The organism is Desulfovibrio desulfuricans DSM 642 (assembly GCF_000420465.1).
Lineage (GTDB): Bacteria > Desulfobacterota > Desulfovibrionia > Desulfovibrionales > Desulfovibrionaceae > Desulfovibrio > Desulfovibrio desulfuricans.
Map to the genome: position 1 here is coordinate 58,277 of NZ_ATUZ01000020.1, position 24,969 is coordinate 83,245.

General features: G+C 55.1%; 14 protein-coding genes, 2 tRNA genes and 1 pseudogene. 3 read left to right on the forward strand and 14 right to left on the reverse strand.

Annotated features, from left to right (window positions below; translation table 11 throughout):
- Positions 1–32 precede the first annotated feature (32 nt).
- Positions 33–650, reverse strand: a pseudogene (locus tag G449_RS18805) (methyl-accepting chemotaxis protein); the annotation flags it as partial.
- Between the two features lie 599 nt (positions 651–1,249).
- The gene (locus G449_RS0115045) at positions 1,250–1,861 is read right to left on the reverse strand and encodes a hypothetical protein (RefSeq protein WP_159060489.1); all 612 of its coding nucleotides are present in this window, start codon (positions 1,859–1,861) and stop codon (positions 1,250–1,252) included.
- Between the two features lie 754 nt (positions 1,862–2,615).
- On the opposite strand from G449_RS0115045, the gene G449_RS0115050 reads away from it, so the two are divergent.
- A complete protein-coding gene (locus G449_RS0115050) occupies positions 2,616–4,217 on the forward strand; it encodes a sensor domain-containing diguanylate cyclase (protein WP_022660146.1) in 1,602 nt (533 codons plus the stop codon).
- Between the two features lie 287 nt (positions 4,218–4,504).
- Here G449_RS0115050 and G449_RS18520 read toward each other — a convergent pair whose 3' ends face one another.
- On the reverse strand, positions 4,505–5,668 hold the full coding sequence (locus tag G449_RS18520) for a DUF488 family protein (protein ID WP_159060490.1): 1,164 nt from the start codon (positions 5,666–5,668) through the stop codon (positions 4,505–4,507).
- Between the two features lie 309 nt (positions 5,669–5,977).
- On the opposite strand from G449_RS18520, the gene G449_RS0115065 reads away from it, so the two are divergent.
- Together G449_RS0115065 and G449_RS0115070 are read left to right on the forward strand one after the other, a co-directional pair.
- Positions 5,978–6,054, forward strand: a tRNA-Pro gene (locus tag G449_RS0115065).
- Positions 6,055–6,294: 240 nt separating this feature from the next.
- Positions 6,295–6,975, forward strand: coding sequence for an outer membrane protein (locus G449_RS0115070; RefSeq protein WP_022660150.1), 681 nt, complete (start codon positions 6,295–6,297; stop codon positions 6,973–6,975).
- 449 nt (positions 6,976–7,424) lie between these two features.
- Here the strand turns inward: G449_RS0115070 and G449_RS0115075 are convergent, their stop codons facing one another.
- The 11 genes from G449_RS0115075 to G449_RS0115125 form a co-directional block, all read right to left on the reverse strand.
- Positions 7,425–8,681 carry a hypothetical protein gene (locus tag G449_RS0115075; protein WP_022660151.1) on the reverse strand — a complete coding sequence of 419 codons (1,257 nt, stop codon included), beginning with the start codon at positions 8,679–8,681 and terminating at the stop codon, positions 7,425–7,427.
- A gap of 206 nt (positions 8,682–8,887) precedes the next feature.
- Positions 8,888–8,964 (reverse strand) — tRNA-Pro (locus G449_RS0115080).
- Between the two features lie 54 nt (positions 8,965–9,018).
- A complete protein-coding gene (locus G449_RS0115085; RefSeq protein ID WP_022660152.1) occupies positions 9,019–11,046 on the reverse strand; it encodes an alpha-amylase family glycosyl hydrolase in 2,028 nt (675 codons plus the stop codon).
- A gap of 116 nt (positions 11,047–11,162) precedes the next feature.
- Positions 11,163–12,068: an NAD(P)-dependent oxidoreductase gene (locus tag G449_RS0115090; RefSeq protein WP_022660153.1), complete on the reverse strand. Its 906-nt coding sequence runs from the start codon at positions 12,066–12,068 to the stop codon at positions 11,163–11,165.
- Positions 12,069–12,085: 17 nt separating this feature from the next.
- Positions 12,086–13,801: an SUMF1/EgtB/PvdO family nonheme iron enzyme gene (locus G449_RS0115095; RefSeq protein ID WP_022660154.1), complete on the reverse strand. Its 1,716-nt coding sequence runs from the start codon at positions 13,799–13,801 to the stop codon at positions 12,086–12,088.
- Positions 13,791–15,050, reverse strand: coding sequence for an FtsX-like permease family protein (locus tag G449_RS0115100; protein ID WP_022660155.1), 1,260 nt, complete (start codon positions 15,048–15,050; stop codon positions 13,791–13,793). The genes G449_RS0115095 and G449_RS0115100 overlap by 11 nt, the downstream gene beginning before the upstream one ends.
- Before the next feature lie 2 nt (positions 15,051–15,052).
- Positions 15,053–15,868: an ABC transporter ATP-binding protein gene (locus tag G449_RS0115105; RefSeq protein ID WP_027181065.1), complete on the reverse strand. Its 816-nt coding sequence runs from the start codon at positions 15,866–15,868 to the stop codon at positions 15,053–15,055.
- 196 nt (positions 15,869–16,064) lie between these two features.
- The gene (locus tag G449_RS0115110; protein WP_022660157.1) at positions 16,065–18,044 is read right to left on the reverse strand and encodes a vWA domain-containing protein; all 1,980 of its coding nucleotides are present in this window, start codon (positions 18,042–18,044) and stop codon (positions 16,065–16,067) included.
- A 55-nt stretch (positions 18,045–18,099) separates the two neighbouring features.
- On the reverse strand, positions 18,100–19,197 hold the full coding sequence (locus tag G449_RS0115115; RefSeq protein ID WP_022660158.1) for an SEL1-like repeat protein: 1,098 nt from the start codon (positions 19,195–19,197) through the stop codon (positions 18,100–18,102).
- Between the two features lie 3 nt (positions 19,198–19,200).
- Entirely contained in the window at positions 19,201–21,810 is a 2,610-nt protein-coding gene (locus tag G449_RS0115120) for a virulence factor SrfC family protein (RefSeq protein WP_245170734.1), read from the reverse strand.
- A gap of 24 nt (positions 21,811–21,834) precedes the next feature.
- Positions 21,835–24,969 carry a virulence factor SrfB gene (locus G449_RS0115125; protein WP_027181067.1) on the reverse strand — a complete coding sequence of 1,045 codons (3,135 nt, stop codon included), beginning with the start codon at positions 24,967–24,969 and terminating at the stop codon, positions 21,835–21,837.

Here is a 24,969-nt window from a genome sequence, read left to right on the forward strand (position 1 = left end):
CCTTTCGCAAAGAAAGATTGCACTCAGGTGCTTCAGCCCTGATTTTTCATGTCGCGGATAAGCCCTTGCAGCACCTGCGCCTGCTGCGCAAGGCCATCAACGGCATGCGCGGCATTTTCCATTGTCTGAGCCGTTTCGGCAGAAATGGTTGCAACCTGCTCAACGGATTTGTTGATCTCCTCACTGGCGGCAGATTGTTGCTCGCTTGCAGTGGCAATGGCCTGAACCTGATCATTCACCAGATGAACAAGCTCAAGAATCTGCTTAAGCGAATCGCCGGAGCGAATGGAAAGTTTGGTCGCCTCTTCAATGGCGCTGGCGCTCTGTTCCACATTCACAATATTTTTTCGTGTCCCGGCCTGAATATCGCCAATGGCCCGACCCACCTCCTGAGTGGCAGACATGGTTTTTTCCGCCAGTTTGCGCACCTCATCAGCAACAACGGCAAAGCCGCGCCCGGCATCGCCCGCCCGGGCAGCTTCTATGGCGGCGTTAAGCGCAAGCAGGTTGGTCTGGTCTGCAATGTCGGCAATAACACTCATAACTTGCCCGATGCTTTCGGCCTGTTTGCCCAGCACGTCCATATCCTGCCGGATGGCAAGGGATTGCGTGTGCACCGACTCAATGCCCTTGACCGCATCGTTGACAATCTGCGCGCCTTCCAGCGCCTGTTGCCGGGTCTGGTCTGCAATGCCGGCGGCCTGCTGCGCGTTTTGGGCAACTTCGCGCACGGTGGCATTCATTTGCTCCATGGCCGTGGCTGTTTCGCGCACGCGGCCTGACTGATCGTCAGCTCCGCTGCGGGATTGGTCTATCTTGACCGCAAGATCCTGCGAAGCGCTGGAGACAATTTCAACCACATGTTCCAGTTGGCTGGCTGCGTGGAGCATCCCTTCGCTTTTGGCGCTCTCTGCAAGAGATTGCGCTTTTTGTGCTTCCGCGAGGGCTTTTCTGGCTTCTTCGCGGTCATGCTCCGCTTCGGCCTGTGCGGTGGAAGAAGCCTTGCGGTAGTTTGCCAGATTGTCTGCCGTGCTGTTCAGCGCCAGAGCCAGAGTGCTCAGGCTGGCAAAACTTCCGGCAGCGAGGCGTTCATCTGACTGCTGGGCACCAAGGGTAGAGGCAAAAGACACACACTGGCGCATGGCGCGCAGATCCCTGTTGGTCAGGAAATATCCTGCACAATACACCAGGCAAATGGCAAAAATAAATTCAATCCACATCAGGATGCGCCGCGATGCGATGTCATCATTCATTTCGGCCATGGCTGTTTCAGCAAGGGCGGTAATATTTGCGTCAAATTTTCAAAATGTTCGCGAAATGCCACGGCATAGGGAGTGGCTTCCTTTTCATAGGTCTTGTAGGTGAGGTAGCGCTGGTCTGCGGGGATATCCTTTAAGGGAGCAACAAGGCTCTGCCCGTTGTTCATGAATGCAATGGCCGCCTCATGGGCTTTATCCGTCAAAGCTTTGGAGTCTGCGGGCAGCTTGAGGGAGGAGAGCGTGGCAAAGTGCTTTTTAACGGCGGCAATGGCTGTGTCTATTTGCTTGAGGTCTTTGTCAATATTGCTGCCAAGCATGATATTTCTGGTTAAACGGCTAAAATAATTTATATTTTTTGTTACTTCCAGGGCAATAATTCTGCCTGCGATGGCGGTATCGCGGGTGTGGGCGTATTTGATCTCAATATTGTTAATTGCCTGCAACGAAAAACAAAATAGCCCGGCCATGGCAATGGCCCCAACAGATATAGTGAGGATAAATTTTCCGCGTAACGTATGCAGTATCTGGCTGATCAAAACAGTTCCTCCGTTGGCAATAGTAATAACAAATATGGGCGATTTACAGCGCAATATTGCTAACAAGTCGCATCGGCAGAAACTGTTTTCTGTTTATCAAGCCGCGTCATGCGTTGGTATCAATAGTAGTGATGCTGCAAGTTTATTTACGGAATTTATGTTATAATGTTTATGTTTCATAAATATAAATATTTTTTTCACATGCTGGTGTTCGTGCGAAATAACAGATGCCTAAAAATATAACATTCGATAATATTTGCTTTATAAATAGTGTCATGATTAGTTGTAGTGATGTTGATGTTGTTTTTTGGACAGGGCTGTGTGCTATTATTACAATTGAGCTATCGAATTTGTGAACTGATTACTGCTGTACTGGTAGTGTATATATGTCTTGATGCGCTAAAAATTGCTCATAAAATTGGGGTTCATATTTTTATAGTGTTTTGAGGAGCAGATGCCGCTCAATAATCTTTTTGAACTCACTATTTTTTTGAAATGTATGATCCGGCATAAACATGAAAAAATTTTATCGATAAGTGAAGACCCTTGGGACGGTCTCAAGTAATTGCCATGTATCATGTTTCAAGACATTTTTTATAGTTCTTTTTCAGCATAAATATAATGAGTTATCACACTGTTTGTATCCTGAAAAATTATCTCCATTTCCTTGTTATTGATCGTATGCACAGGATATATGGTTTGTTACCAATATTTTGACAGGAAACAAAAAAGTACTGGAACAGATATTGCTAATGATTTCAGGCAGGCAAAAAAGTAAAATCTGGAAGTAAATGAGATGGTCATGAACAGACATAGGCTTATGAGCATTTTTCGATTTGATACGATCAGGGGGCGTATTCGCGCCTATACTATTGCCATTGTCTGTATTCCAATTACCATTGCGGCGCTTTTTTTTATTTTCTTTCAGCAAGAACGACTTATTGAAAATGAAAAAAAACAGCTTGCTGAAATTTTAGGTCAAAATAAAAATACAATTAAAGCCTATGTAGATGTGTGCTTTCAGGATGTTTTATTTTTGACAAAGGTTATTAAAGCACACAGATCAGATATGGAGAGTGCTGCAAAAGAATTTAGCGATTACGATGAAAGTCACACAGGCATTTCAGCAGCTGTATTTGTCAATGCACAGGGCATTTCTGAAATTGATTCTATGGGCAAACCTGGTTTGTACGGCGGTGACAGGTATTATTTTAAACAGGCAATGATGGGCCAGAGTGCGATTACTACAGGAATAAAAGGGCGGGTTTCCGGCAAGCCCGTGTGCATGTTTTCAATGCCAGTGACTAATCCGGCTGGGGAATTTGACGGAGTCGTATTTTTGTCCATTCTCGTGGGCGAGCTGGACGCATGGCTGCACGGATCTTTTGTGCCGGACAAGCAGGGGCTGATACTGTGCGATGCGCAAGGAAACATACTTGCACCCCACAGGGCAGTTGCAAGCAATGCAGATGATGCTGCAAAGCAAATTCCCTTGCAGCTTATGCAGCTTGGCGAAACTGGTCAGATATTCGTGAACGATCAGGGCGTGCGCATGCTCGGCGCTTCAGTTGCTGTTGGGCATGGTGGTTGGCGGCTGGTGTACTTTCGGTCAATAGACGAGATTCTGGCAGGATACCGCTGGCTTACTATTTTTGTCGGCCTTGGATCGCTCTGCGCAATATTGTTTATGATGCCGCTGATGCTGCGCTTTTGCCGCAGTATTGAAGCTCCGCTTGAGGAGCTTACGGCCTATGCGCTCGAGCTGCGTAAAAACAATTACGAGGCAACAGGGCAATTGTGTGACCAGAAAAATATGCCCAGCGAACTCAGAATTCTGTTTGATGCGTTTACCGTAATGAGCTTCAGGGTCGCCAGGCAGATCAAAAAGGCCGAGGCCGTAAGCCTGAAAGACGCGCTCACAGGCCTGCATAACCGTCGTTTTTTGCAGGTTATGGGTACGGAATTTCTTAAAAAAACGCATTCGTCAGGCCAGCAGTGCGCTTGTCTGATGCTTGATATCGACCACTTTAAAAGTATCAACGACACCTTTGGGCACAATGTCGGCGATATGGTTTTGCAGCACACCGCGCGGATAATCAATGTCAGCGTACGCAGTGCAGACCTCCTTGTGCGCTATGGAGGCGAGGAGTTTGTGGTTCTTGTTGCCTGTACGGATGCCCGGCAAGGTGAAGAGCTTGCCCACCGCATACGGCATGCAGTTGCAGCACACCCCTTGCTGCATGACGGCAACGAGCTTTCGGTAACAATAAGCATTGGGGTGGCTGTATGCGCAGATATGGCGGACATGGTGGAATCGCCCGAATCCGCAGAGGCGGCGCTGGGAGTCATGCTGATCCGCGCAGATAAAGCCCTGTATGCCGCCAAGGAAGCTGGGCGTGATGCCGTGGTGGTTGCAGCCTGAGGCGGCGAGCGCATCAGGCCATGTTACACATAAATCAGAAACAGCCCGCAAAAGCGGTTATCCGTTAGCCTTGAGCGATAGATGGTGGCAGGGAGCCTTTGTGCAGAATTGTGCGCAAGGCCTGCTACCTTTCTTTTCTTTGTGCCGTACGCGCCAGATGGCTGGCAATTTTTGCCGCTGATTTTCTGAATAAGTTTGTTGAGGGCTTCAACATGGCATGCAAGCCTTCCCAATGCCATTACAGGCCGTTCCACTCAGCCTGCGCTGTTTCATTGGTACACCAGGCATTATTCCGTTCCTTCCATATGAACCGTAAACTCTAGTGCAGAAATTCCACCATCATCGTCATAGTCACCAATGTATTCTCTGTCAGGCACATCTGGTGGAACATCACGGCCAAAAGAGCTGTCCCCCTCTGGCATCACCCCTATCTTTGACAATATGGATTGCTTTTCGGCTTTGCCAGACACAAAAAAGGTATTGCTGCCAGCACTGCGTGCTCTGGAAGCATCCCGTGATGCTCTACTCATAAATTTAGAGTAATGCAGACCAATACAGCTTGTTAGGTCCTTAATGACCATATTCCAACCAGTTTCAGCATGGTGCACTTCCGTGCTGTACGGTTTACCAGAGTTTCCAAGAATGAAATCAAGCAACTCGCGGGCAAAACAGTAATAATGTGAAAGCTGAGGTGCAGATGGATGTGCTGTCAAAATTGGCTGAAGACAACTGCAAATTATTGCCGGTTCACAGCCATAATAGTTACAGCAAATGCGGTAATTTTCTGCGTCTTCATTGCCGATCAGTAAATATTTTGTTGCGTTGTATAAATCCGGCCCCCGCAAGTGCCGTAGTTGTCCGTTCAAGTGCCTGGATGAGCGTACGTATTCAAAAATGGGCCAATTCGCATAAAGATGGTGCTGATTTATGTTGTCTGGAAGTGCCGGAATGCCGTCAATCTTCTTGGCTTGTAAAAGGATTGCACGGCGATCACATAGCTGCCCATTACGATATGCTGTTCGCAATAGTAAAAGATCGCCTAGTTCAACATAGTTTTGAGTTTTATCCGGGAAATGATCGATCTTAACAAATGGATGCGCGTGTATAAATACGCCACCAGTTTTGATAAAATTGCCATGGGAAAGAAGTGTGCTGTTCAGATAGTGTGGAAGATGCCAAACCATGTTTGCCACCAGTTGTGGTTCATGAAGATTAGTATTGTTGAATATTTCATGTAATGCAGAAGTTATACTTTTTAATAGTTTTTCTTGATCTTCTGTATTCATAATGTAAACCATCCTTTTACGGTAATAATATGGAAAAATTAGTAATTTTAATATTATTATAGCTTCATTATATTGCGTATCCCATGCAAAAATATCTTCAATATATTCTTTCAACGCCACCGCATTATTCATTTCTGTAGCTTTGGCGGCGTAGAGCAGTATCACTGTCGGATTCTGGCGAAGGATGGTTTGCAGTAGCGCAACAGCAGGCCGGGACGGCTTTACTAAAATTGCGCAGCGTGAGGGACAATGCAAGTCAAAATAGCCGAGTGACTTACCCGGCAGATTTCTTCGCCCGCAATCAGATGGATGGAAAGAGGTTTAAGCACGGCGGCCCCCATTGGGAGATATGGTAGGGAGATTATCGCGTGCGCAGCGGATTTGCGCCGTGTAGCGCCCGCTTAAAGGAAAAATCCTGTAATGATTATATAAGTTGACAGGCCCGGCGGTTCCGCGTAGATACACCTTTCACGTCGGGATGTAGCGCAGCCTGGGAGCGCACTTGAATGGGGTTCAAGGGGTCGAAGGTTCAAATCCTTTCATCCCGACCAGAGATTTAAAGGGAATTCATGGAAACATGGATTCCCTTTTCTCGTTTCTAACGGCTGTTTTTCCGCTTTCTATCGACAAAAAACCAGATTCCCCTGCCTGTAAGTTTAAAAAATCTGTCTTTGTTACCTCACCACGCATAATTTGTGCCAAAAACAGTTGTCTGACTGTTGTCGTCAAGAAAAAAAAGGAATATGCAGAAAACAAACCTGTTTTTTTTGGCAAAACCAAGGAGGGTCATCATGTTTAAGCGTCTCATGCTTGCATTGGTTCTGTCCCTGGCACTCGCGGCTCCTGCGGCTGCGGAAAACACCGGCGTTTATGGCGGTTTGAAATTTATTGATTCCATTCAAAGCACTGGCCCGTTCTCTTTGAGCGGGGATGTGAAGGGGCTTGGCGTAGGTCAGTATTCGCAAAACACCGTTGGGGGCGGCATTTTTGTGGGGTATGACTTTTACCCGCAGTTTCAGGTGCCCATGCGCACAGAACTGGAATATGCCATACGAAGCAATATGACCAAAACCTGGGATCAGCAGATTAATGGCAGCACGGCATCGTTTAAGGGCGAGTGGGGCGTGCAAACGCTGTTTGCCAACGCATATTGGGACTTCCACAACTCCACGGCCTTTACTCCTTACCTCGGCGGTGGCCTTGGCATGGGATTCATCAAGACCAAGTACACTGCTGACGTTGACGGTGATGGGGATTCCGGCAGCCTGACGCAGTATGATACCGTTTTTGCATGGAATCTCGGCGCGGGCTGTTCCTATGCCTTTACGGAAAACATCTCGGCAGATCTGGCCTACCGCTTTGTGGGGCTGGGCTATACCGACATCAGCAAGCGCGTTGACGACAACAAGGTTTCCATCGGCAATACTCCGTATGCCAATGAATTCAGCCTTGGCCTGCGCTTTACGTTCTAGGCATAGGAAACGAAAAACTGTCAGCTTGATCAGTGGGCCGGGGATTTCTCCGGCCCTTTTGGGTGGGGGAGGGGGGAGTAGAATACGCCTTTAGGCAGAGCCTCTAACACCTGAATGTGATGGATTCTTTGCTTTGTCAGGCAAGAGCTGTTGCGCAAAGGCGTTGCTCTTGCAATAGATGGGGTGCAGGAGGCGCACTTGAATGGAGGTCAAGGGGGCGAAGGTTCAAATCCTTTCATCCCGGCGAGAGAGCTAAAGGTAATTTATGGAAACATGAGTTCCATTTCTTCATCGGAAAATTTTCTTTATAAAATGCGAAATTTGCAGATTGGGCACACGTAGGTGGAAGGGGTAAAGCTAATGTCTTCAAGCAACTAACTATAAAAAAATATTATTTATAAATTCTTTTTATGCTAAAATTAATATTTTACTTTTGTAGTTGGAGGTCATTACTTCTGCCGAATGTCGTGAATTACAATTTCTTCCGAAAACTCTTCTGAAAAAATATCTTTATATGTTTCCAAAAAAGCTTTTGTCTTTCTAAATTCTTTGTAAAGTGGCCAATTGCCATAACCAAATTTAGTCTGGTCAGATCCAGCCCCAATTAACAGCATTATTTTCGTTGCATTTTCCCAGTCTTCTAGAAGTACAAAATTAGCAAGTTTAAAATCATTTGATTTTGCTGACCAGTCGACTTCGCCTAGTATCCGTTGTGCCTCCTCCTTATTGTTGCCCCACTTGTATGCTTGTGCCCGATTAACAATTAACATTAATTTATTCAATTCTGAAGAATACTTGGGCAAATTACATGCAAAGTCAAGTATCCTTGCAGCAAGACGGTTACGCCCTTCATCAATTAATGAATAGCTAATATCAATTAAACTTGCATCAGCGTTATCCCTATCTTCAGGCATAAATTTTCTCCATAATACGTGCGTCAACTTTACAGCTAACTCATATATGCAAGAAAATGATTCAAAAAAGTATGCTGGAGAGATATCTAATCTTGACTTTTTCTGAACTCCAGAAATATCACATTTGTGTCTATTGCATACGTCAAAATATTGATCAGAAGGAATTCCATTGCAATGCGCATATAGGTTGCGTCGTTCTGTAATTTCAATAAAACGCTTCAAGCATTCATCGTTTTCAGTAAGTTTGATAGAAAATTTTGTTTCCATTTCTTTTAGTTGGTCATAATGGCTTTGCCGTAGCAAAGATTCTACCTCTTTTTCTATGATGTAGTCTCGTGCTTCAGAAATGCTAGAAAATTTAACAAGGTCTTTAAATTCAATATTCCTTTTATTTGCATTTACTATTTCAGGTTTTATATTTAAAATTATTCTATAAATAGATCCAATAAAAGAATCATAGCTAGATATTAAAGCCATAAATAAACTTTGAGGAACTATTTCATTTGAAATTCCATACGATGTAAAACGTTTCCAAAGCATATTCCATGTTTTATTGTACGCTATAGGAACTTTTATCTCAGTGCCTTCTATTGGTGAATCAATTTCACAGTGTTTTTTTTCAAATTCTTCAAGCTTCTTCTGATATTTTTTTGCAGACTTGCATAATATAGGCATTATAAGTGTTGTTGTAACACATATTGAATCAATGCTTTCGAGAAATACCGTAAGCACTTCATCAAAATTTAATACATCACTTTCATCAAGGAGAACAGGGGCTTTTTCACTGGTCATAACAGCTCCAGAAAATAAACCTAGTCAAATTTTGAAGTTGTGGCTGAGGCATTCCTACAATATGCAATTTTATAAAAGTTATACTTTGCACAAGTGCTAGTCAAGATGCTCATTTAGTAATTAACTTCAGCTAAAATGAGCAAAGTTATCATCCCCCACAAACGAGAAAAGGGAACTCATGTTTCCATGAATTCCCTTTAAATCTCTGGTCGGGATGAAAGGATTTGAACCTTCGACCCCTTGAACCCCATTCAAGTGCGCTCCCAGGCTGCGCTACATCCCGACGCGAAAAGAGTAACTACGCGGAACAGCCCGGTCTGTCAACATTTTTGCAACATTATTTTGCGTTTTTTAAGACTAATCCCACAAGCGGCGGAAGATACAGGGTGATATCCCCCTCATACCGACCCGGCAGGGGAGCAGTAAAATGCTCTGTTGGCGGGCTTTTTACTGCCAGATTACCATGCCCGGCAAAACGGATTTCGTCAGACGAAAGCAGCTCCGCATACTTGCCGGGGCTTACGGCAAAGCGCAGGCCCTTTTGCGCCTCAAGCTCATGAAAGTTGAAGGCAAAGAGCAGTTGCCCGCGTTCAAAGGCCAGCAGGCGTTTTTCTTCATGTATAAAGCGGAACATGGGCGGCTGTGCAAAGTCCTCAAGGTGGCTTTGCACAAGGGCGAGCATCTGCCTGTCCCATGTGGCCAGGGAGTGATATTTCAGCCCCGGGTCGTCCGCCAGTCGCCATTGACGGTGCGCTTTTTTTTCCGCATCCAGCCATTCGGGATGCCCGAATTCGCAACCCATAAAGTTCAGATAGCCCGCATCCGCCGTTGCCAGCGTTATAAGCCGCATGAGCCGATAAAAGGCCAGCCCGCGCGATATGTTCCAGCTCTCGGCCTTGTTGCCCATATGGCCGTACATGGCATCGCCCAGCAACCGCCAGATCATGGCATCGCTGCCGTTGATGTGCTGGTCGTGGCATTCCACATAGCTGATTGTGCGGTCGTAGGGCCGATGGTTGGTCATTTCATACCACAGGCTGCCCATGTCGCGCGGCTCTTCAATGCACTTGGCCCAGTAATCGGGAATACCCATTGCAAAGCGGTAATCAAAGCCAAGGCCGCCTTGCTCCGGCGGGCAGGTCAGCCCCGGCATGCCGGAAAATTCTTCGGCAATGGTCATGGCTGATGGGGCAAGCTCGTGCGTGAGGGCATTGGCAAGGTTGAGATACAGCTCCCCGTTCACATCGGCGCGGGGCAGGCCGTTTTTGCCGTAAAAGCAGCGCCCCACATGAGAAAAGTCGTCATCCTCGCCAAAATCCGCATAGAGCATGTTGCCCACGGCATCAAAGCGGAAGCCGTCCACGTGGAATTCTTCCAGCCAGTAGCGGCAGTTGGAGAGCAGAAAACGCCGCGTTGCCTCCTGACTGAAGTCAAAGGATGGCGTTCCCCACTGGTTTTGCTGCTCGGTAAAAAAGTACCTGCTGCCATCGTACTGCGCCAGCCCTTGCTCCGTGTTGGCGCTGGCGTGGCCGTGGGGCACATCAAGTATCACCGCCAGCCCCAGGCCGTGCGCGGTGTCCACAAGCTCCTTAAAGCCGTCCGGGGTGCCGTAGCGCGAGGACGGCGCAAAATAGCTGCCCACCTGATAGCCAAAGGATTTGTACAGCGGGTGCTCCAGTATGCCCATGAGCTGTACCGCCGTGTAGCCGCAAGCCTTGATGTGGGGCAGGATGTCGCGGCAAAAATCCGCATAGCTGCCCACGCTGTCGCCCTTGTGCGCCTGCGCTGATTGCGCCATGCCCACATGAGCCTCGTAAATACGTGGAAAGGCCTGCCGGGCAGGGCGGTGATGCCTGAAGCGGTAGGGTTCATCCGGCAGCCACAGGCGGGCGCACCATTGCTCCGGCACTGCTGCGTTCTGTTCCACCCAGTTGGCAAAGGCTGGCACGCGCTTGAGGGCCTTGCCGGGGTGCTGCGCGTCCTGCGCATGCGCGGGAACCAGCCGCAATTCCACGTAGGTGCCGTGTTGCAGGGCATCTTCGGGCAGTTCCAGTTCAAAAATGCCGTCTGCACAACGCTCAAAGCGGTATTTGGCGTGGCGCTGAAAGTTCAGTTTGTCGGTGGTGAGCCACAGGCTTTCGGCATTGGGCATGTATTCGCGCCAGCGCCAGATGTTGCCTGCGGGCGTTGTGAGGCGGTGAACGCCAAGGGTGAGGTGCTGACCAGCGTAGACGCTCAGCGAACCGTAGAGGGTGCGTATGCGCTCAATTTCTGCCATACAGGCTTGGGTGCGGCGTTGAATGAAGGGGCGGTACTGCTCCAGGGCAGGGTCATCCAACGGACTGCCGGGAGAAGCGGAAGGCATGGCGGATCTCCTGTTTATGGTTGCCCGAAAGCGGCGGGCGCAGGCTCGTCATGCATTGCCCGTCCGACCCGGAAGCCGGACGGGCACAAGGGCCATTGCTGGCCCGGAAGCGTCAGTTATTTGCAGCAGGCGCGCCAATCCTTGGCCGAAAGTTCGGCAAGGCATTCCACCAGAGCCTGAGTGCCCTTGCTGCCCTGGCCCTTGGCCTGCAGGATGCGGTAAAGCTGGTCAGCCAGGGTGATGCCGGGCAGCACAAGCTTCATGCGGCGGCATTCGTCAAGGCAGAGGCCCAGATCCTTGATGAAGTGGTCGATGAAGAAGCCGGGGGCAAAGTCGCCCTTGAGCATACGGCGGCCAAGGGTGTTCATGGCAAAGCTGCCGCCGGAACCGGCAACCACAAGCTCCATCCACTTGGCAACGTCAAGGCCTGCTTCCTGCGCAAAGAGGAAGGATTCGCAGGTGCTGATCATCACGCCAGCGATGGCGGCCTGATTGGCAAGCTTGCCCTTCTGGCCAAAGCCAGCGCCGCCGCAGTGCAGAATGTTGGTGCCCATCTTGTTGAAGCAGGGCAGTACGCGCTCGTAAGCCGCGTTGTCGCCGCCCACAAAGATGGAGAGCTTGGCATCGCGCGCGCCCACATCGCCGCCGGTAACAGGGGCGTCCAGCGATTCGCAGCCCTGCTTTTTGGCGGCAGCAGCAATGCGCTCGGCCAGCACGGGGCTGGAGGTGCTCATGTCGCACACAATGCCGCCAGCGGCCAGGCCGCGCAGCACGCCGTTTTCGCCCAGCGTCACTTCTTCCACATCATGGGGATAGCCCACAATGGTAAAGACCACGTCAGAGGCTTCGGCCACGGCGCGGGGGGTGTCGGCCCACTTGGCGCCCTTGGCGAGCAGGGGTTCGGCTTTGGCCTTGGTGCGGTTATATACGGTCAGCGGCCAGCCGGCTGCCTGAAGGTGTCCAGCCATCGAAAGGCCCATAACACCCGTGCCAATCCAGCCAATACGCATTTTGTCAGCCATTGATTCTCTCCTTTTGTCTACTGAAAACGGCGTTCAAGAATTGCTTTCTGCATGGCCTCGCGCGAAACTGTTTTGTTTTTGCGCACCGCGTCCACGTGGAGCCGATACAGTTCAAGGTTTCGATGCATGTTCTCGTTGAAAGGATCATTGCCGCTGAAATCTTTTGCAAGGGATGCATCTGCGGCGGCAAGAACTTCGGGAGCAAGCAACGCGCTTTCTTCTACCTTGCTGCGGTAGAAGGTGAGGGACTTTTCAATGCTCGTATCAAGCATCACAAGACCCCGGTTGGCAGTATCCAATATCTGCTTGAGCTTTTCAAGGGCCGCACCCTTGGCGGAAGCCTTTTCACGCTCCATACTTTCGATTTGCGTTTTCAAACTGTTACGTCTGCTGGAGTAATTTCTTATGGTTTCGATCATATATACGCCGGTACGCAGCAGCGATTGCGCTTCAAGCTGCTTCTGGCGTTCCAGCATGATATTGTTTTCCTTGATGGTATTGCGCAGATCCTGAAGATTCTTGCGGGATGCCTCATCCGGCGCGGCAGCCAGCAGACGGTCGAGTTCATCAAGAGGATTACGTGCTGTCTGACCGTCCTGCGCCAGCGGGGCCAGCTTTTCGCCAGCCTTGTTCCATTCGGCGGTCAGTTCCTGCGGACGCCCGCCGCCGGGGGTGTTGATACCCGATATTACCGGCCGAAAGCCCAGATCGCGGGCGTGTGCGGGGCCGTCTGTGAGAAAGAAGGGCATTTCTTCCCTGCGGCCCGGCAGAATCTCCGCATCGCCAGAGAGGAAGGAACCGCCCTTGCGCACAAAACCGCCAGCAGAGCCGTGCAAACGTCCAGCCATTGAAAAGCGAAAGGCATCCAGCACCATTTCCGCCGCATTGCCAGCGGTGTCGTAAATGCCAAGCGGATTGGGCTTGCGCGAACCTATGTTTGCCATGCCCTCGGCCCGTGCGCCCTGTTCCGGCCTGTAAACGGCGTAGTCGGCCTTGCTCTCCCCGGTGGGCAGGGCAAAAAAATCCTCCTGCAACAGCAGCTGGCTGCCAGCAGTCTGCCCGCCGCGCGCGGCGTATTCCCATTCCGTTTCAGTGGGCAGGCGCACAAAGCCCACGTTGCGCTGGTCGCCAGCAAAACGCGGCAGCGAATCGGGCGCGTTCTGCAAAAGCCATGTGGTGTAACGGCGGGTAAAGTCCACTGCATCGTACCAGCTCATATCTGTAGCGGGGCGGGCCGCTTCCGCGCCAGGGTTTGCTGTATCCGGGCAGGCATTGTCCATCACGGCATGCCATTGCAGGTTGCTGACTTCGTACTTTGCCACAAGGTAAAAGTAGTTCTGCCCCTGCGGAGCCTGTTTGCGCCAGGCGGCGGGCAGGTCTTCAAGCGTAAAAGCCCCGGAAAGCGCGGTATTGTAGCGCCGATCGTAGAAGGCTCGATCCTGATGGGCGCTGTCATCCACACCGGGGCGCATGGGCATATCCCACAGCAAGCCCTTGGCGGGCACTGCCACCAGCTTGAAAACCATGCTCAGGCCGCAGGGCATGGGCAGGATGATGTCGTTATCCGCCGGTTTGGGATTATAGGCGTCAGCCGTACTCACATCGGCCTTGCGGGCCAGGGCCGCAAGCACGGATTGCGAGGCGCAGGGGGCAAGGAGCAGGGCGCAGCACACAGCGGCGGCAAAACCCCACTGCAAGGGCGCGAGATTGCGGATGCGCAGATCAGATTTCACGGATAACCTCCGAGGGTTCAACGCGGGCAGCCCGCAAAGCAGGGGCAAGGGCGGCCAGCAGGGCAAGCCCCGAAACTGCGGCAAAGGCCAGCGCAAAATGCTCTGGCAGCAGGAGGCATACCTGCTCCATGCCGGTAACGCTGGCGCTGAAAAGTCTGTTGATGGCAAAGGCCGCCACCCCGTACACGCCGGAGGCCAGCGCCGTGCCCGCAAGGGCTGTGAGCAACGATTGCGCCAGCGGGAACAGCATCAGCTTGCCAGTGGTGAAGCCGTGGAGCCGCAGCAGGCCCAGGATGCGCTCCTTGCGTTTGATGCCAGCCAGTACGTTGCTGGCGGTGGACGCCAGGAAACCAATGCCTGTTGCTGCGCAGATGAGGGCAAATATCAGGTTGAGAGCCCGCGCCAGCGCCGTAACCTGCTCGATTTCTTCCGCATGGGTGTATACATCAAGTTTTTGGGCCGCAAAGGCCTCCCGCAGTGGCATCACATGGTCAAGGCCTCGGGCGTACAGGCGGAATCCGGGGTAGACGCGCTCGCCCTGCGGGCGGGGTTCGCCTGTCCAGCCGTTCTGCGCGCCCAGTTCGGGCACGGCGCGGCCATCACGGTAGTCTTCCGTAGCTTCCATGAGAGGCAGGGGCACGTAGGCCACATCCTTTTGCTGGGCGGCAAGGGGCAGCACTGCCGCCACGCGCAGGGCCACGCGGGCAGTCTGCACCTTGCCCTGAAAGCGCCGTTCAACCTTTCCATTAAGGGTGTCGCCCTGTTTAAGATGCAGCTTTTCCGCCGCAGATGCCGACAGGGTTACGCCAATGGCTTCAGTGTCGGGCGATTGCGGCATGGTCGGCACCGCAGCGCCAAAGCGCAGCAACAGGGGATCGCCCTCGGCTGTTGGCTCCAGCGAGGCCACAAGCACAGAACGCGCATCGCCATTGCCCGCGCTCAGGTCCATGGTGGCGGCAATGGAACGCGTGCGCGGCAGCACAAAGGCCACATCCGGGTGGGCTGCCAGTTTGGCAAGATATTCTGGCGTGTATCTGCCGCTTATGACGGGCGAAATTTCAAGATTGCGAGGGTCGTTGCGCAGCCGCTCGGTGAGGGTTTGCACCACGCCGAATTTTACGCCGTAGAGCACCAGCAGGGGAGTGAGCACTGCTGCCAGCCCAAGCACGGCGCAGGCCGAGAGCAGAAATTCGTGCCAGTAGTCCTTGCAGGCCAGCCGCAGCATGGTTGTCCAGGTATTCGCCGCCATGATCAGGCCGCCCTCCCTGTCCAGTGGAGGATGGACGCGCTGCCGCCCTTGTCCTGCTCCACACGTACCGGCGCGAGCACAAATCCGGCCTGACGCGCCTGCTCAAGGTTGTGCGTGACCATGACCACTGTGATGCTTAACTGACGCGCCAGCTCCGCGAAAAGCCGCAGCACGTTGGCCGCATGGCCGGGATCAAGCGCGGCTGTGGGTTCGTCCGCCAGCACGACCGATGGCCCGTGTGCCAGCGCCGAAGCTATGGAGACCCGCTGGCGTTCGCCTACGGAAAGCGTTGCCGGGTAATGCCCCATCAAGTGCCCGATGCCAAGCCTGTCAACCACGGTTGTGATGGCCTCCTGCCGCGTGGCAAGGGTGCCAAGGCTCTTGCAGCGAAGCACTATATTTTCGCGCGCGCTCAAAAAAGGCAGCAGGCCGCCTGTTTGCAGCACATAGCCAAGATAGTGCAGACGCAGCAGGGCCAGAGCATCGGTGCCGCCGCTGCGCCACGCGGCCAGAATATCCGTGGAGGCACCGGCCTGCGGGCTGAACATAAAACTGGCGGCGGCACTGGCGGGATGGGGCAGGTCGCCTTGCCGTGCCCCGGCGGGATTGTGCGGCAGGGTAAAGCCCTCGGGCGTCATATCCGGGCTGAGGGCGCAGGCCAGCATATCCAGTGCGGTGCTTTTGCCGCAACCGCTGGGGCCAACCAGAGCCAGCAGACTGCCACGCGGCACGTCAAGCTGCTCTATGCGCAGGCGAAAACCCTCGTCACCGGGCCGGGTTTTGCCAATATTGCGCAGGCTGAAAACCATGTCGGACATTAAATCTCCCAGCATTGCGGCGGGCCGCAGGCTTTTGCTGTTGCCCGTTTCCTGACCCGTTGCGTACCCGTTTGGCAAGACCATGAAAAATTCTGTTCCCTGCCAGGGAAGGGGCCTATTTATCAAGGACGTGTACGCTTCTTGCTACTCGACCTGAATAAAAAGGCCACCAGACGCGGGCAGGGGACAAAAAGCCCTAGGGCAGCATGCTCAGGGGCACACGATATACCCAGTCGCCGGGGTTGGGCTGACCGAAGCTTTCCCAGTTGGCGCGGTCGCGGTCATATTCCTCATACCGGGCAAGCCGGGATTTGAGGCGGTTGATAAAGGCCGTCTGTTCGCCCACGCTCATGCGGTACCAGTCTTCCTCGCGCAGCAGCATGACATCGCTCTTGTAGGGCAGGCCGTCCAGAAATTCGGAAAGCACGCCAAGCTCGGCCAGATTCTTGCCCTGTGTGGGCATGTTGGGGTCGCGGGCCATGCGGGTGGAAGCAGAAAGCACACCCTGGAAAAAGTCGCGCGCGTCAGTCTTTTTGGTGCGCTCGGCATTGTCGATAATGGCCTTGAGCTGGGCGCTCAGATCGTTGAGCTGGTTCTTGGTCAGCAGCACGGCCACGTCAACACTGGGAGTCTGCCTGCTTTTGGCAAGCTGGCTCAGATCCATGTCTGCAATCCAGGAGTTAACCACGGAAGGCGCGGCGTTTTCACGCGTCTTGCCAAGGTATTCAAGCTGCATGGCATAGCCGAGGGTCGCTGCCAGATTGGCGGCCTGATCCTCCGCCGAGGCAGTCTGGGGCTTTTCGTCCTTGGGCTTGGTCATGATCTTGCCTTCGGCGGTGTTCTTGACCATATCGAGCATGCCAGTTGCCAGAGTCTTGGTGATGGCGGCAAACTGCTCCGCACCCTTGGCAGGCGTGGGCGCAGACACCACCAGATAGTTGGAGCGGTTGCCCGAAAGCTTGCTCAGCGCGCGGTAGCTCTGCTCCGCATAGGCGTGGTTGGCGTTGCCGCCGGGGCTTTTGAGGTGCAGGGCGGTAATCCAGATGCCCTTTTGCCGGGCAAAATCGTTGACTTCGCTTGGGCCCATGGCAACAGAGGCGAACTTGTCGCCGCTTTTGAGCGGGCCAGCATCGGTGATCAGCAGGATAAGGCGCGAGGAATAGTCGCCCCAGTTCAGGCCTTCCACGGCCTTGTACACGCCAGCCAGCGAATCCTCGTTGAAATCGTGGCTGGAAACCTTGGCTTCCTGCACTTTTGAAAGCTTTTCTTCAAGGCTTTTGCGGTCTTTTGCCGTGGCAAAATCGCTCACAACCTCTGTGGTGTATTCCAGCCCGGGCGTAGCCTTGGTGCTGCTGCGAAAGGCCACAACGGCAAAGCCCACGTTGTCGGTCATGTGGTCTTTTTCAATCTTGTCGTATATCTGCCGAACCACATTCAGGCTCTGGTCGATATAGGGCTTCATGGAAATGGTGGTGTCGATGACAAGGGCAATGCCGGTCTTGGGCGGGCCGTTCTTGCCGTCCTTGTTTTTGCCGTTGCCGGGGTCAATGGAAGCTACCCGCAGAAACTTGACGCCGTCAAAGGGGTCTTTCATGTCCAGTATGGGCATGAGATAAAAGCGCTTTTCAGACACTGCACCCTGCGCGTCCGTCGGTTCGCTGGCAAGGATGGGCATGGTTTCCGGCGCGGGCTGGTTGCTCTGACGCAGGCTTGCGGCCTGTGCTTCAAGGGCATCGAGCCTTTTTTCCATGTCTGGAGCGGCGCAAAGTTCGTTCAGGCCAGTTTCCGTCTTGAAAAACAGCACAGGATCGCGCCCGGTGCGGGGCGTGAACAGCAGGGTAAGCGACTGGTTCCAGTCCGTAGCCTTGGCGGCTTCCATCCAGCCCTCGGGCTGCGCGGTGGAAGCGCCAACCTGAAGGTACGCGTCCTTGCGGTCATAGACGTACATAACCGTAAAGGGCACCACGCTTTTGCGCACCACGGCGCCATCGGCCTTTGGCTCGGCCAGCAGAGCCGCGCCGGGATGGCTGACCACCCGCTGGAACAGCGTTTTTTTACCCTGCTGCAACAGGGGCGCGGCAGAAGAGGTGGAAACAGTGCCAGCAAGGCAGACGCCAAGGCCCAGCACCAGCAGGGCTACAAGGCAGCAACGGCGAAACATGGGCATGCAATGCATAGTGAACTCCTCGCGGAATACAGCAATTCCAGGTCAAACTGCTCGGGTGCCGCGTTTATTGCCAGTTTTGCAGCAGGGAGCGCGCCTCGGCATCGCCCTTGGCCTCAAGGGCTCGGGCGTGTTCTTTCAGCGTGTCCAGTGCCGCCTTGGCCTGAGGCTGGCCCTTTTGCAGGGCCTGATCATACCAGCGCTTGGCCTGCGTGAGGTCGGCGGGAATGCTGCCGCGCGGCAGGGTGCTGGCCGGGTCGTAAAACTGACCCACAAGAAACATGGCTTCGGCATCGCCTTTCTGCGCTGCATCTTCCAGCAGCAAAAATGCGGCATCGCTTTCTTCCGGCTTGGCATCGGTCTTGCGCAATGGCTTTGCCATGGCAAGACTCACGTCAGGCAATGCCTGCCCGCGCAACTGCTCCCGCGCCGAAGCAAGCGGAGAAAACGGCTGCTTGGCGGCATCCGCACCTTGTTGACCGGCATCTGCGGGCTTGGGCTGCGCCTGATCCGGGCTTTGGGGCTTGTCCGCATTCTGTGTCTGCGCCGGGGGCGTGGGCAGGGGGGGCTTTTCCGGCTCGCGCAGCAAGAACCACCACGCGGCTACGCCTGCGGCAATGGCTGCAAGCACCAGCAGGATCACAAGCCCGGCCTTGCCGCCGGATTTGCCTTCTTCCTTGCTTGCCATTTCAAGCGGAGCTTCCTGCTGCTGGGGCGCTTGCGGCTCCTCAAAAGCAAGTGGCGGCTCCGGCGATTCCAGCACTGGTTCCGGCTCTGGAGCCGAGACTGGCGGTGCAACAGGCGGGGGAGTTTGCGGAGCGCCAGCGCCCATGCCATACCCGCCCGCAATGTTGGAATATATGAGCGTTTTTACGGCAAGGGCGCAGCTGCCCACGCCGCGCAGGCTGATGCGGTAGGCATCGAGGTTGTCCACTTCGTCCACCACCGCAGGGCCGACCGCCAGCCGCAGGCTGCCGCCGTCATTGTCCCAGGCCTCGGGGGTGAGCAGGGTTTCGCTCTCCTGCCAGCCACGGGGGCCAAGGCATTTGCCGTCAGACGCCCGCAGCAAAGTAAAGCCGGGTTCGCTCACATCGCCTGCGTCAAAAATCTCGATGATTCCGTTGCCGGGGCCGCGCCCGGTATCGGCTGAAATGCTGGCGCGCATGGGTTATCCTTTGAACGCCTGCAAAAGTTCGCGCAGGCGGTTGTTCTGTTCGGGGTTGACGCTCTGCTGGCCGTCAAAATCCACATTGGCCATAACGCTGTAGGCCATGGCGCGCAGCCAGTCGGTATACCACAGGCGGTCATAGGGCGATTCTTCCTCGCCGATGCGGGGTTCGCCCTTGATTTCCTGCGGTGGGTTAAACAGGGGCACGCTTTTGCCGCCAACAACAACGGTGCGCCGCGTCTGATCCTTGAAGCGTGGGTCAAAGCCCCACCAGTCCACAAAGGCGTTGATGGCGTCCGCAGCAAGGCTCACCTGCTTCCACATGAGGCGCTCGCGGGCCATGTTGCTGAATGCCGATGAGCGGCGCAGCTCAGCCTCCAGATTTTCGCGCAGCTTGCAGCGCGCTGCGGCCTGCACAAGCTCGTGGCAGAACTGGTCAAGTTCCTTGGCTGGCAGGCCAAGCTGGCCCCTGACTTCCACATCGTTGCAGAGGTCGTGCAGCCGCCCTGTCCAGTGATCCATGACCATTCCGGCAAAGACCTGGGCGCTGTCCTTTACTTCTGCATCAACGGCGTCTGCCGCTGGCGCGGCCACGGGAGCGTCGTCGCCAAAGATATCGCCCAGAATGTCGGTGGCGGAAACGCGCGCGCCCACAACCTGCGCAGGCGCTGCGGTCTGGCCTTCATCCGGGCTTTGGCGGGCGTTAAGGCAGATTTCGTACAGGTCAAAATCGCGCACCTGAAGGCGGCGCAAAAATTCGCCGAACAGCTGCTTTTCCGCAACCCTGGCCATCTGCGAAACCAGCAGGCGCGTGAGTTGCTCCTTTTGCCTGCGCAGTTCTTCCCTGTCGTCCGTGCGGTAGAAGGGCGCAAGCCCGGTGCGCAGGCGCTCGCATTTTTCAACAAGGCTGCCGCTGATCTGCTGCCGCTTGAGTTCGGGGTTGCACAGGGGCCGCAGGCTCTGACGGAGCAGGCCAACGCCGCCGTCGTTGAGCGTCATGGCCGCCTGCCAGGCCCGTTCCGGATCAGCCACATGTTTCTGCACCAGTGGCGATTGCATGAAGGACTGACGCACTTCTTCCACAAAGGCCTGCTGTTCCTGCCGGATGCCGGTTTCGCGCCTGTCGGCGTAATCAAAAATGGCCTCGCACAAAAAGTTGGGATTGCGCAGCAAAAAGACATTGTTGAAGGGGTGCGTGCCGTCCCAGTTTTGCGGCCAGTCGTGCACCTGACCGAAAAAGTTCACCAGCGAGGATTCCAGCCGGGTTGTCCAGCGGGTTTCCACAGAGGGCGATCCGGCCTTTTTTTCAAACTCCATGTCCATCTTGGTGAGCACAAAAAAGAGCGCTGGCGCTTTGCTGGCGCGCATTTCCGGCGTTTCGCCGTGTGTGGAGCATATCCATTCATACACGGCCTGCGGCAGATCCTGCACCTCCTGGGTGCTGGGTCCGATGCAGAGTAGCATGCTGGTGAGTTCTTTTTCTTCGCGATAGCGCTCAAAGAGGTAAGCCACCTTGCCGCGCAAAAAGAGTTCCTTGAGCATGTCCTTGCGGCTGTCCAGCGCGGCGCGCAGATCGCTGAACTTGTAGCGCGCGCGGTAGCCGGGAAAGTCCAGCAGGTCGGTGTGGTCAAAGAAATCATCCGGCTTTTCACGCATGTAGATGGTGATTTCGGCCGTGAGGGCCGTCACCAGCGCGCGCGGCAGGTCAGCCTTGCGGCCCTCCGCGCCCACAAGGGTCAGCATGTCTGTGGGCGGCTCGTTGAGGCCCTGCAACCGCGCCACGTCAATAATACTGTTGCTGCGGGGTATGAGCGCGTCAATGGCGCAACATGCCTCGGCAGCGTTGCCAAGCTGGCGCAGAGCCGCGCCAAGCTGTATATACACTGCCTGAAATTCCGGCACGCTGTCCCAGATCAGGCCCACAAGGCGGGCACGGTCTTCCAGTTCCAGACGGGGGGCCAGTTCCATGGCCCGCACCCAGTAGCCGTTCTGGAGCATCTGCACTCTGGGACGTGAAATGAAGTTTTTATTCACATAATCGCGCAGCTCTTCCACATCGTCCAAACTCATGCCGCCGGGCACGGGCGCAGACTGGGCGCGGCCCTGAAGGCTCTCCAGCTCCTTGGCGAGGGCCTCGGCATTGGGTGCGTCCTTGTGGTCGCAGTCCGCATAGTATGTATTGGCGAGCACCCGGGCCACGTCAGTTTCCGAAAGCAGACGCAGGCGGATGGGGTAGGCCTCGGTAACGCCATTGGGCGGCGTGGTGGTAAAGCGCGTGACCAGCCCCGTGGATTCCTTGCCGCCCTCTGGGTTGATATCCTTGATAAAATTGAAGGTCTGACCGCAAAAATCAGCCAGAAGCACCTTGTCCGCATCACTGGCAAGGGCCGAGATAAGGTAGGACTTGCCCGACTGGCTGGGGCCAAACACGCCCACGCACATCTTGCGGCGGGCCGCCTGCTCGCACTTGCCGAAAAAGCGGGCCGCATGGCGCAGATCCTTTTGCAGGGCAGCGCGTTCGTTGCCCACAAGCTCGGCATTGTCCTGAAGCCATGCCCCTGCGGAACGCGAAGTATCCGCCAGTTCGCGGCAGTGCCGCGCTAAATCCATATCCTGCTGCATAACCATCCTCAATTATCCGGCGTCGGTGACAATGCCCGTATCCAGCCAGTAGCCTTCGTCCAGTTTCAGGGTTTGCAGGCGGATTTCAAGATCGCGGCGGTCAACGCTGCGCTCCTGGCAATCCACGATGGAATCAATGCGGAACTCGCCCTCGCTGCGGCGATCCTTGTCCGTCTCGCTGCGGATATCTTCTTCATCCAGAGCATCGGCAACGCTCAGGCTAACCTCAACCCGGTAGGGCAGACGGCCCGAAGCGCGGGAGCGGGCTTCCTCTGTGGCAAAGGTCAGCAGATGGTAGCGGGTAGTGGGCCAGCGCTCGGCATCCAGCTGCCTGTAGCCGATGGAAAGCGGCCCGCTGAAGGCCACGGCGCGGGTTTTGTCCGTGCCGTCCTTGCTGTCCACATCCACGGTAAACCATACCTTGGGCCGCTTGAGCTGGCTGTTGATGTCCATCTCGCCGATATAACGCGCAGTGGACGTAAGTTTGAGCGCGCCGGAATCAAAGGAGAAGCCTTCAAGGTGCCCGTCGGCCAGCGCACAGAGGATGGCCCCCACCACAACCGTGGTTTTGGGGTCGGTAATGCGGCCCTGAGCGTCGGCAAAGGGATACCAAGAGCCTGCGTGATAGCGCCGCATGGGAATGATCCTGTCTGGCGGCACGGGCAGCTTGGCAAGCACTGTGGCGATAACGCCGTTCCACGAACTGGGCCGCCCGGTGAGCAGCAGCACGTCGCAATCGTACATGTGCACCACTTCGCACAGGGCGGAAAGCGTTGAGCCAAGCGTGCTGCGGATTGTTTCTTCCACTGCGGCCTGATTGACGCTGATGGGCACATCAAGAATGTTAAAGCTCTGGATGAAGGATGCGGAACGCCGCACCATTGCCCTTACTTCCCGCAGGGTAGCAGGCTGAGGGCGTGGCGCGAGTGCTGCCGGGCTGAACCGGGGCGAATCCGCTGTGGGTACGGAGTCCGCCGCAGTGTCTGCCGCAGCATCAGCCGTTTCGACACTGCCCACTGGGTCAGGCTCAAAAAAGTCGCCCAGCGTGCAGTTAAAGACGCTGCCGCGCAGGTCTGGATTTTCGCAGGTTGCCAGCAGCCCCAGGGCAACGGGCACGGCAATCTGCCGCACCAGCCGCACCCTTGTGTTGCGGTCTTCCTGCGACATGCCGATGGAGTCGCGCCCAAAAAGCTGCCCCAGAAGCGACCTCGGCTCTGCAAGCCCCTCGCGGGCCAGCGCCTGACCAATGGCCGGGATCACATGGTTGGCCACAACCTCGCGCAGCACTTCATCGCCCGCAATGTTGAAGCCGTCCCTGAATTCCGTATGCGGCTTGATACGCGCGGTGTCGCCCTCGCCGCTGGAAAGCTCGAAGGTGGTGATGGAAAGGTCGGTTGTGCCGCCGCCAATATCAATGGAAGCCATGCGGATGCACGGATGGTTGCCGCAGGCCTCGCGCGGCTTGCCCATGAGGCGGAACAGATGGTGCGCGTCGCCGTGTTGCTTGACCGCAAGCTCGTTGTAGAGCAGCACAAGCTGCGAGCAACTGGCTTCGTCCCAGTCGCAGCGCACCTGCGGGCTTTGGCGGTAATCGCCCGTAAGGCTGCGGGTTTGCAGGCGGGGTGTATACCACTGGCTCCAGCCCAGTGCATCCCACACCACACGCACGGCCCACGTGACCCAGCGGCGGAAAATACGCTTCTCCGCAACGGGCATGGCCGTAGGCACCGTAAAAATGAGCCTTCTGAGCCTGCGGGGCAGGTTGGGCAGTTCACGGCGGGCGCGGGTGGCAGGCGAATTGATGGTCACAAGGGCCTGGGTCAGAATTTCGCCCAGCATGAAGAGCATGAGCGACGAACGCGTAAACAGCGATTCAAAAATCGGCTCAGGCTGTTGCTTTTGCAGGGCGGGACTTTTTTTGAACATGGGGTCGTCAAAGCACGAAAGCGGCGTGCCCTGCGGGTTCAACTGGCGCGGAAACAGCCCACGGCTGACCATGGGTTCTGACTTGCCGCCAGTGTTGTAGCGCCAGCTCTGTTGCCAGGGGCGTTCGTCCCACAGGTAGCGCTTGGGGCTGGACATGCCTGTCGTGCCCTCGGCGCACACGGCCTGCGTGGCAAGGCGGGCGGCTTCCGGCCCGATGCGCACGGCAGAAGGCCAGGCAAAGGCTGGCGTCTGGCGGCCCGAACGGCGCGAAAGCGCATCGTTGCCAAAGGCCGCATCCACAAACTCCACACGCGTTTCAAAGGGGTCGGAATAGATGTGCTCCGGCTGGCTCAGATCGCGCAGTTCAAGCAGGTAACTGTCGTTAAGGTTGGTGATGCGCTGGGGCAGGGTTTCCACCAGAATGCCCGTGGTGCGCGAATTGCCGATATCCAGCACCAGATCCACATCCACAGGGGTGTCGCGGTCAGGATTGATGACCTGTGCCGCCAGATCGTTGAGCGCAAGGCGCACCACGTCAAGCCAGGTGAGGTAGGAGGCCAGATGCTCCAGCACGTAGGGGTAGCCATCGTGCCATGCGCCGCGCCCACGGTGCTGCGACTGCTTCCACGCATCGTAGAGGCCGTTGAGCCATTCATCCACCCAGGCCGCGTTGAGAAACCACGAATTGTCGCGCACAAGGTGGGCCAGCATGAAATGCCCGTGGGCCGTCACATCCTGCGATGAAAGCGCATGGTAGTGCTCGCCCTGAGCGGGGCGGTCTTCCACATTAGTGTCAAACATGAGCACAACGCGGAGCTGGCCAGGGTGCCTTTCTGACCGCATAACCCGCGCCCTCGCCCAGTTGGAGGGGCCGCATTCAAAACGCTTGCCGCCGTCCGGCCAGGGCTGGTCGAGCGTGCGTAAAAAGGGAATGGGCAGCCAGTGGCCTTCCCAGGCATCCAGCGCGCGGCGAGCCTCAATGCTGTAGTCCTCATCGCAGGGCAGGCCGCTCAACTGGTCGATAAAGCCGTTTTCCGTTTCTGTCAGGCAGCGCAGATAGTGGGTATAGCGCGTCTGCTCATCAGATTCTTTCTTTTTTTCTTCGCGAAAATACCGCCGCAGTCTTTTAACGGCATCTTCGGGCATGGAGAAATCAAGAAATTGCGGGCAGCCGCCGGGAATAATGCTGACCGGCGAAAGGTAACGGGGTATGACATCCAT

What these genes read in the sequence shown, in the direction of transcription:
- G449_RS0115075 (WP_022660151.1), bottom strand. Translation starts at nt 8,681, where the DNA reads ATGACCAGTGAAAAAGCCCCTGTTCTCCTTGATGAAAGTGATGTATTA.
- G449_RS0115090 (WP_022660153.1), bottom strand. Translation starts at nt 12,068, where the DNA reads ATGGCTGACAAAATGCGTATTGGCTGGATTGGCACGGGTGTTATGGGC.
- G449_RS0115070 (WP_022660150.1), top strand. Translation starts at nt 6,295, where the DNA reads ATGTTTAAGCGTCTCATGCTTGCATTGGTTCTGTCCCTGGCACTCGCG.
- G449_RS0115115 (WP_022660158.1), bottom strand. Translation starts at nt 19,197, where the DNA reads ATGCGCGCCAGCATTTCAGCCGATACCGGGCGCGGCCCCGGCAACGGA.
- G449_RS0115110 (WP_022660157.1), bottom strand. Translation starts at nt 18,044, where the DNA reads ATGCATTGCATGCCCATGTTTCGCCGTTGCTGCCTTGTAGCCCTGCTG.
- G449_RS0115105 (WP_027181065.1), bottom strand. Translation starts at nt 15,868, where the DNA reads ATGTCCGACATGGTTTTCAGCCTGCGCAATATTGGCAAAACCCGGCCC.
- G449_RS0115120 (WP_245170734.1), bottom strand. Translation starts at nt 21,810, where the DNA reads ATGGATTTAGCGCGGCACTGCCGCGAACTGGCGGATACTTCGCGTTCC.
- G449_RS0115085 (WP_022660152.1), bottom strand. Translation starts at nt 11,046, where the DNA reads ATGCCTTCCGCTTCTCCCGGCAGTCCGTTGGATGACCCTGCCCTGGAG.
- G449_RS0115100 (WP_022660155.1), bottom strand. Translation starts at nt 15,050, where the DNA reads ATGGCGGCGAATACCTGGACAACCATGCTGCGGCTGGCCTGCAAGGAC.
- G449_RS0115050 (WP_022660146.1), top strand. Translation starts at nt 2,616, where the DNA reads ATGAGCATTTTTCGATTTGATACGATCAGGGGGCGTATTCGCGCCTAT.
- G449_RS0115125 (WP_027181067.1), bottom strand. Translation starts at nt 24,969, where the DNA reads ATGGATGTCATACCCCGTTACCTTTCGCCGGTCAGCATTATTCCCGGC.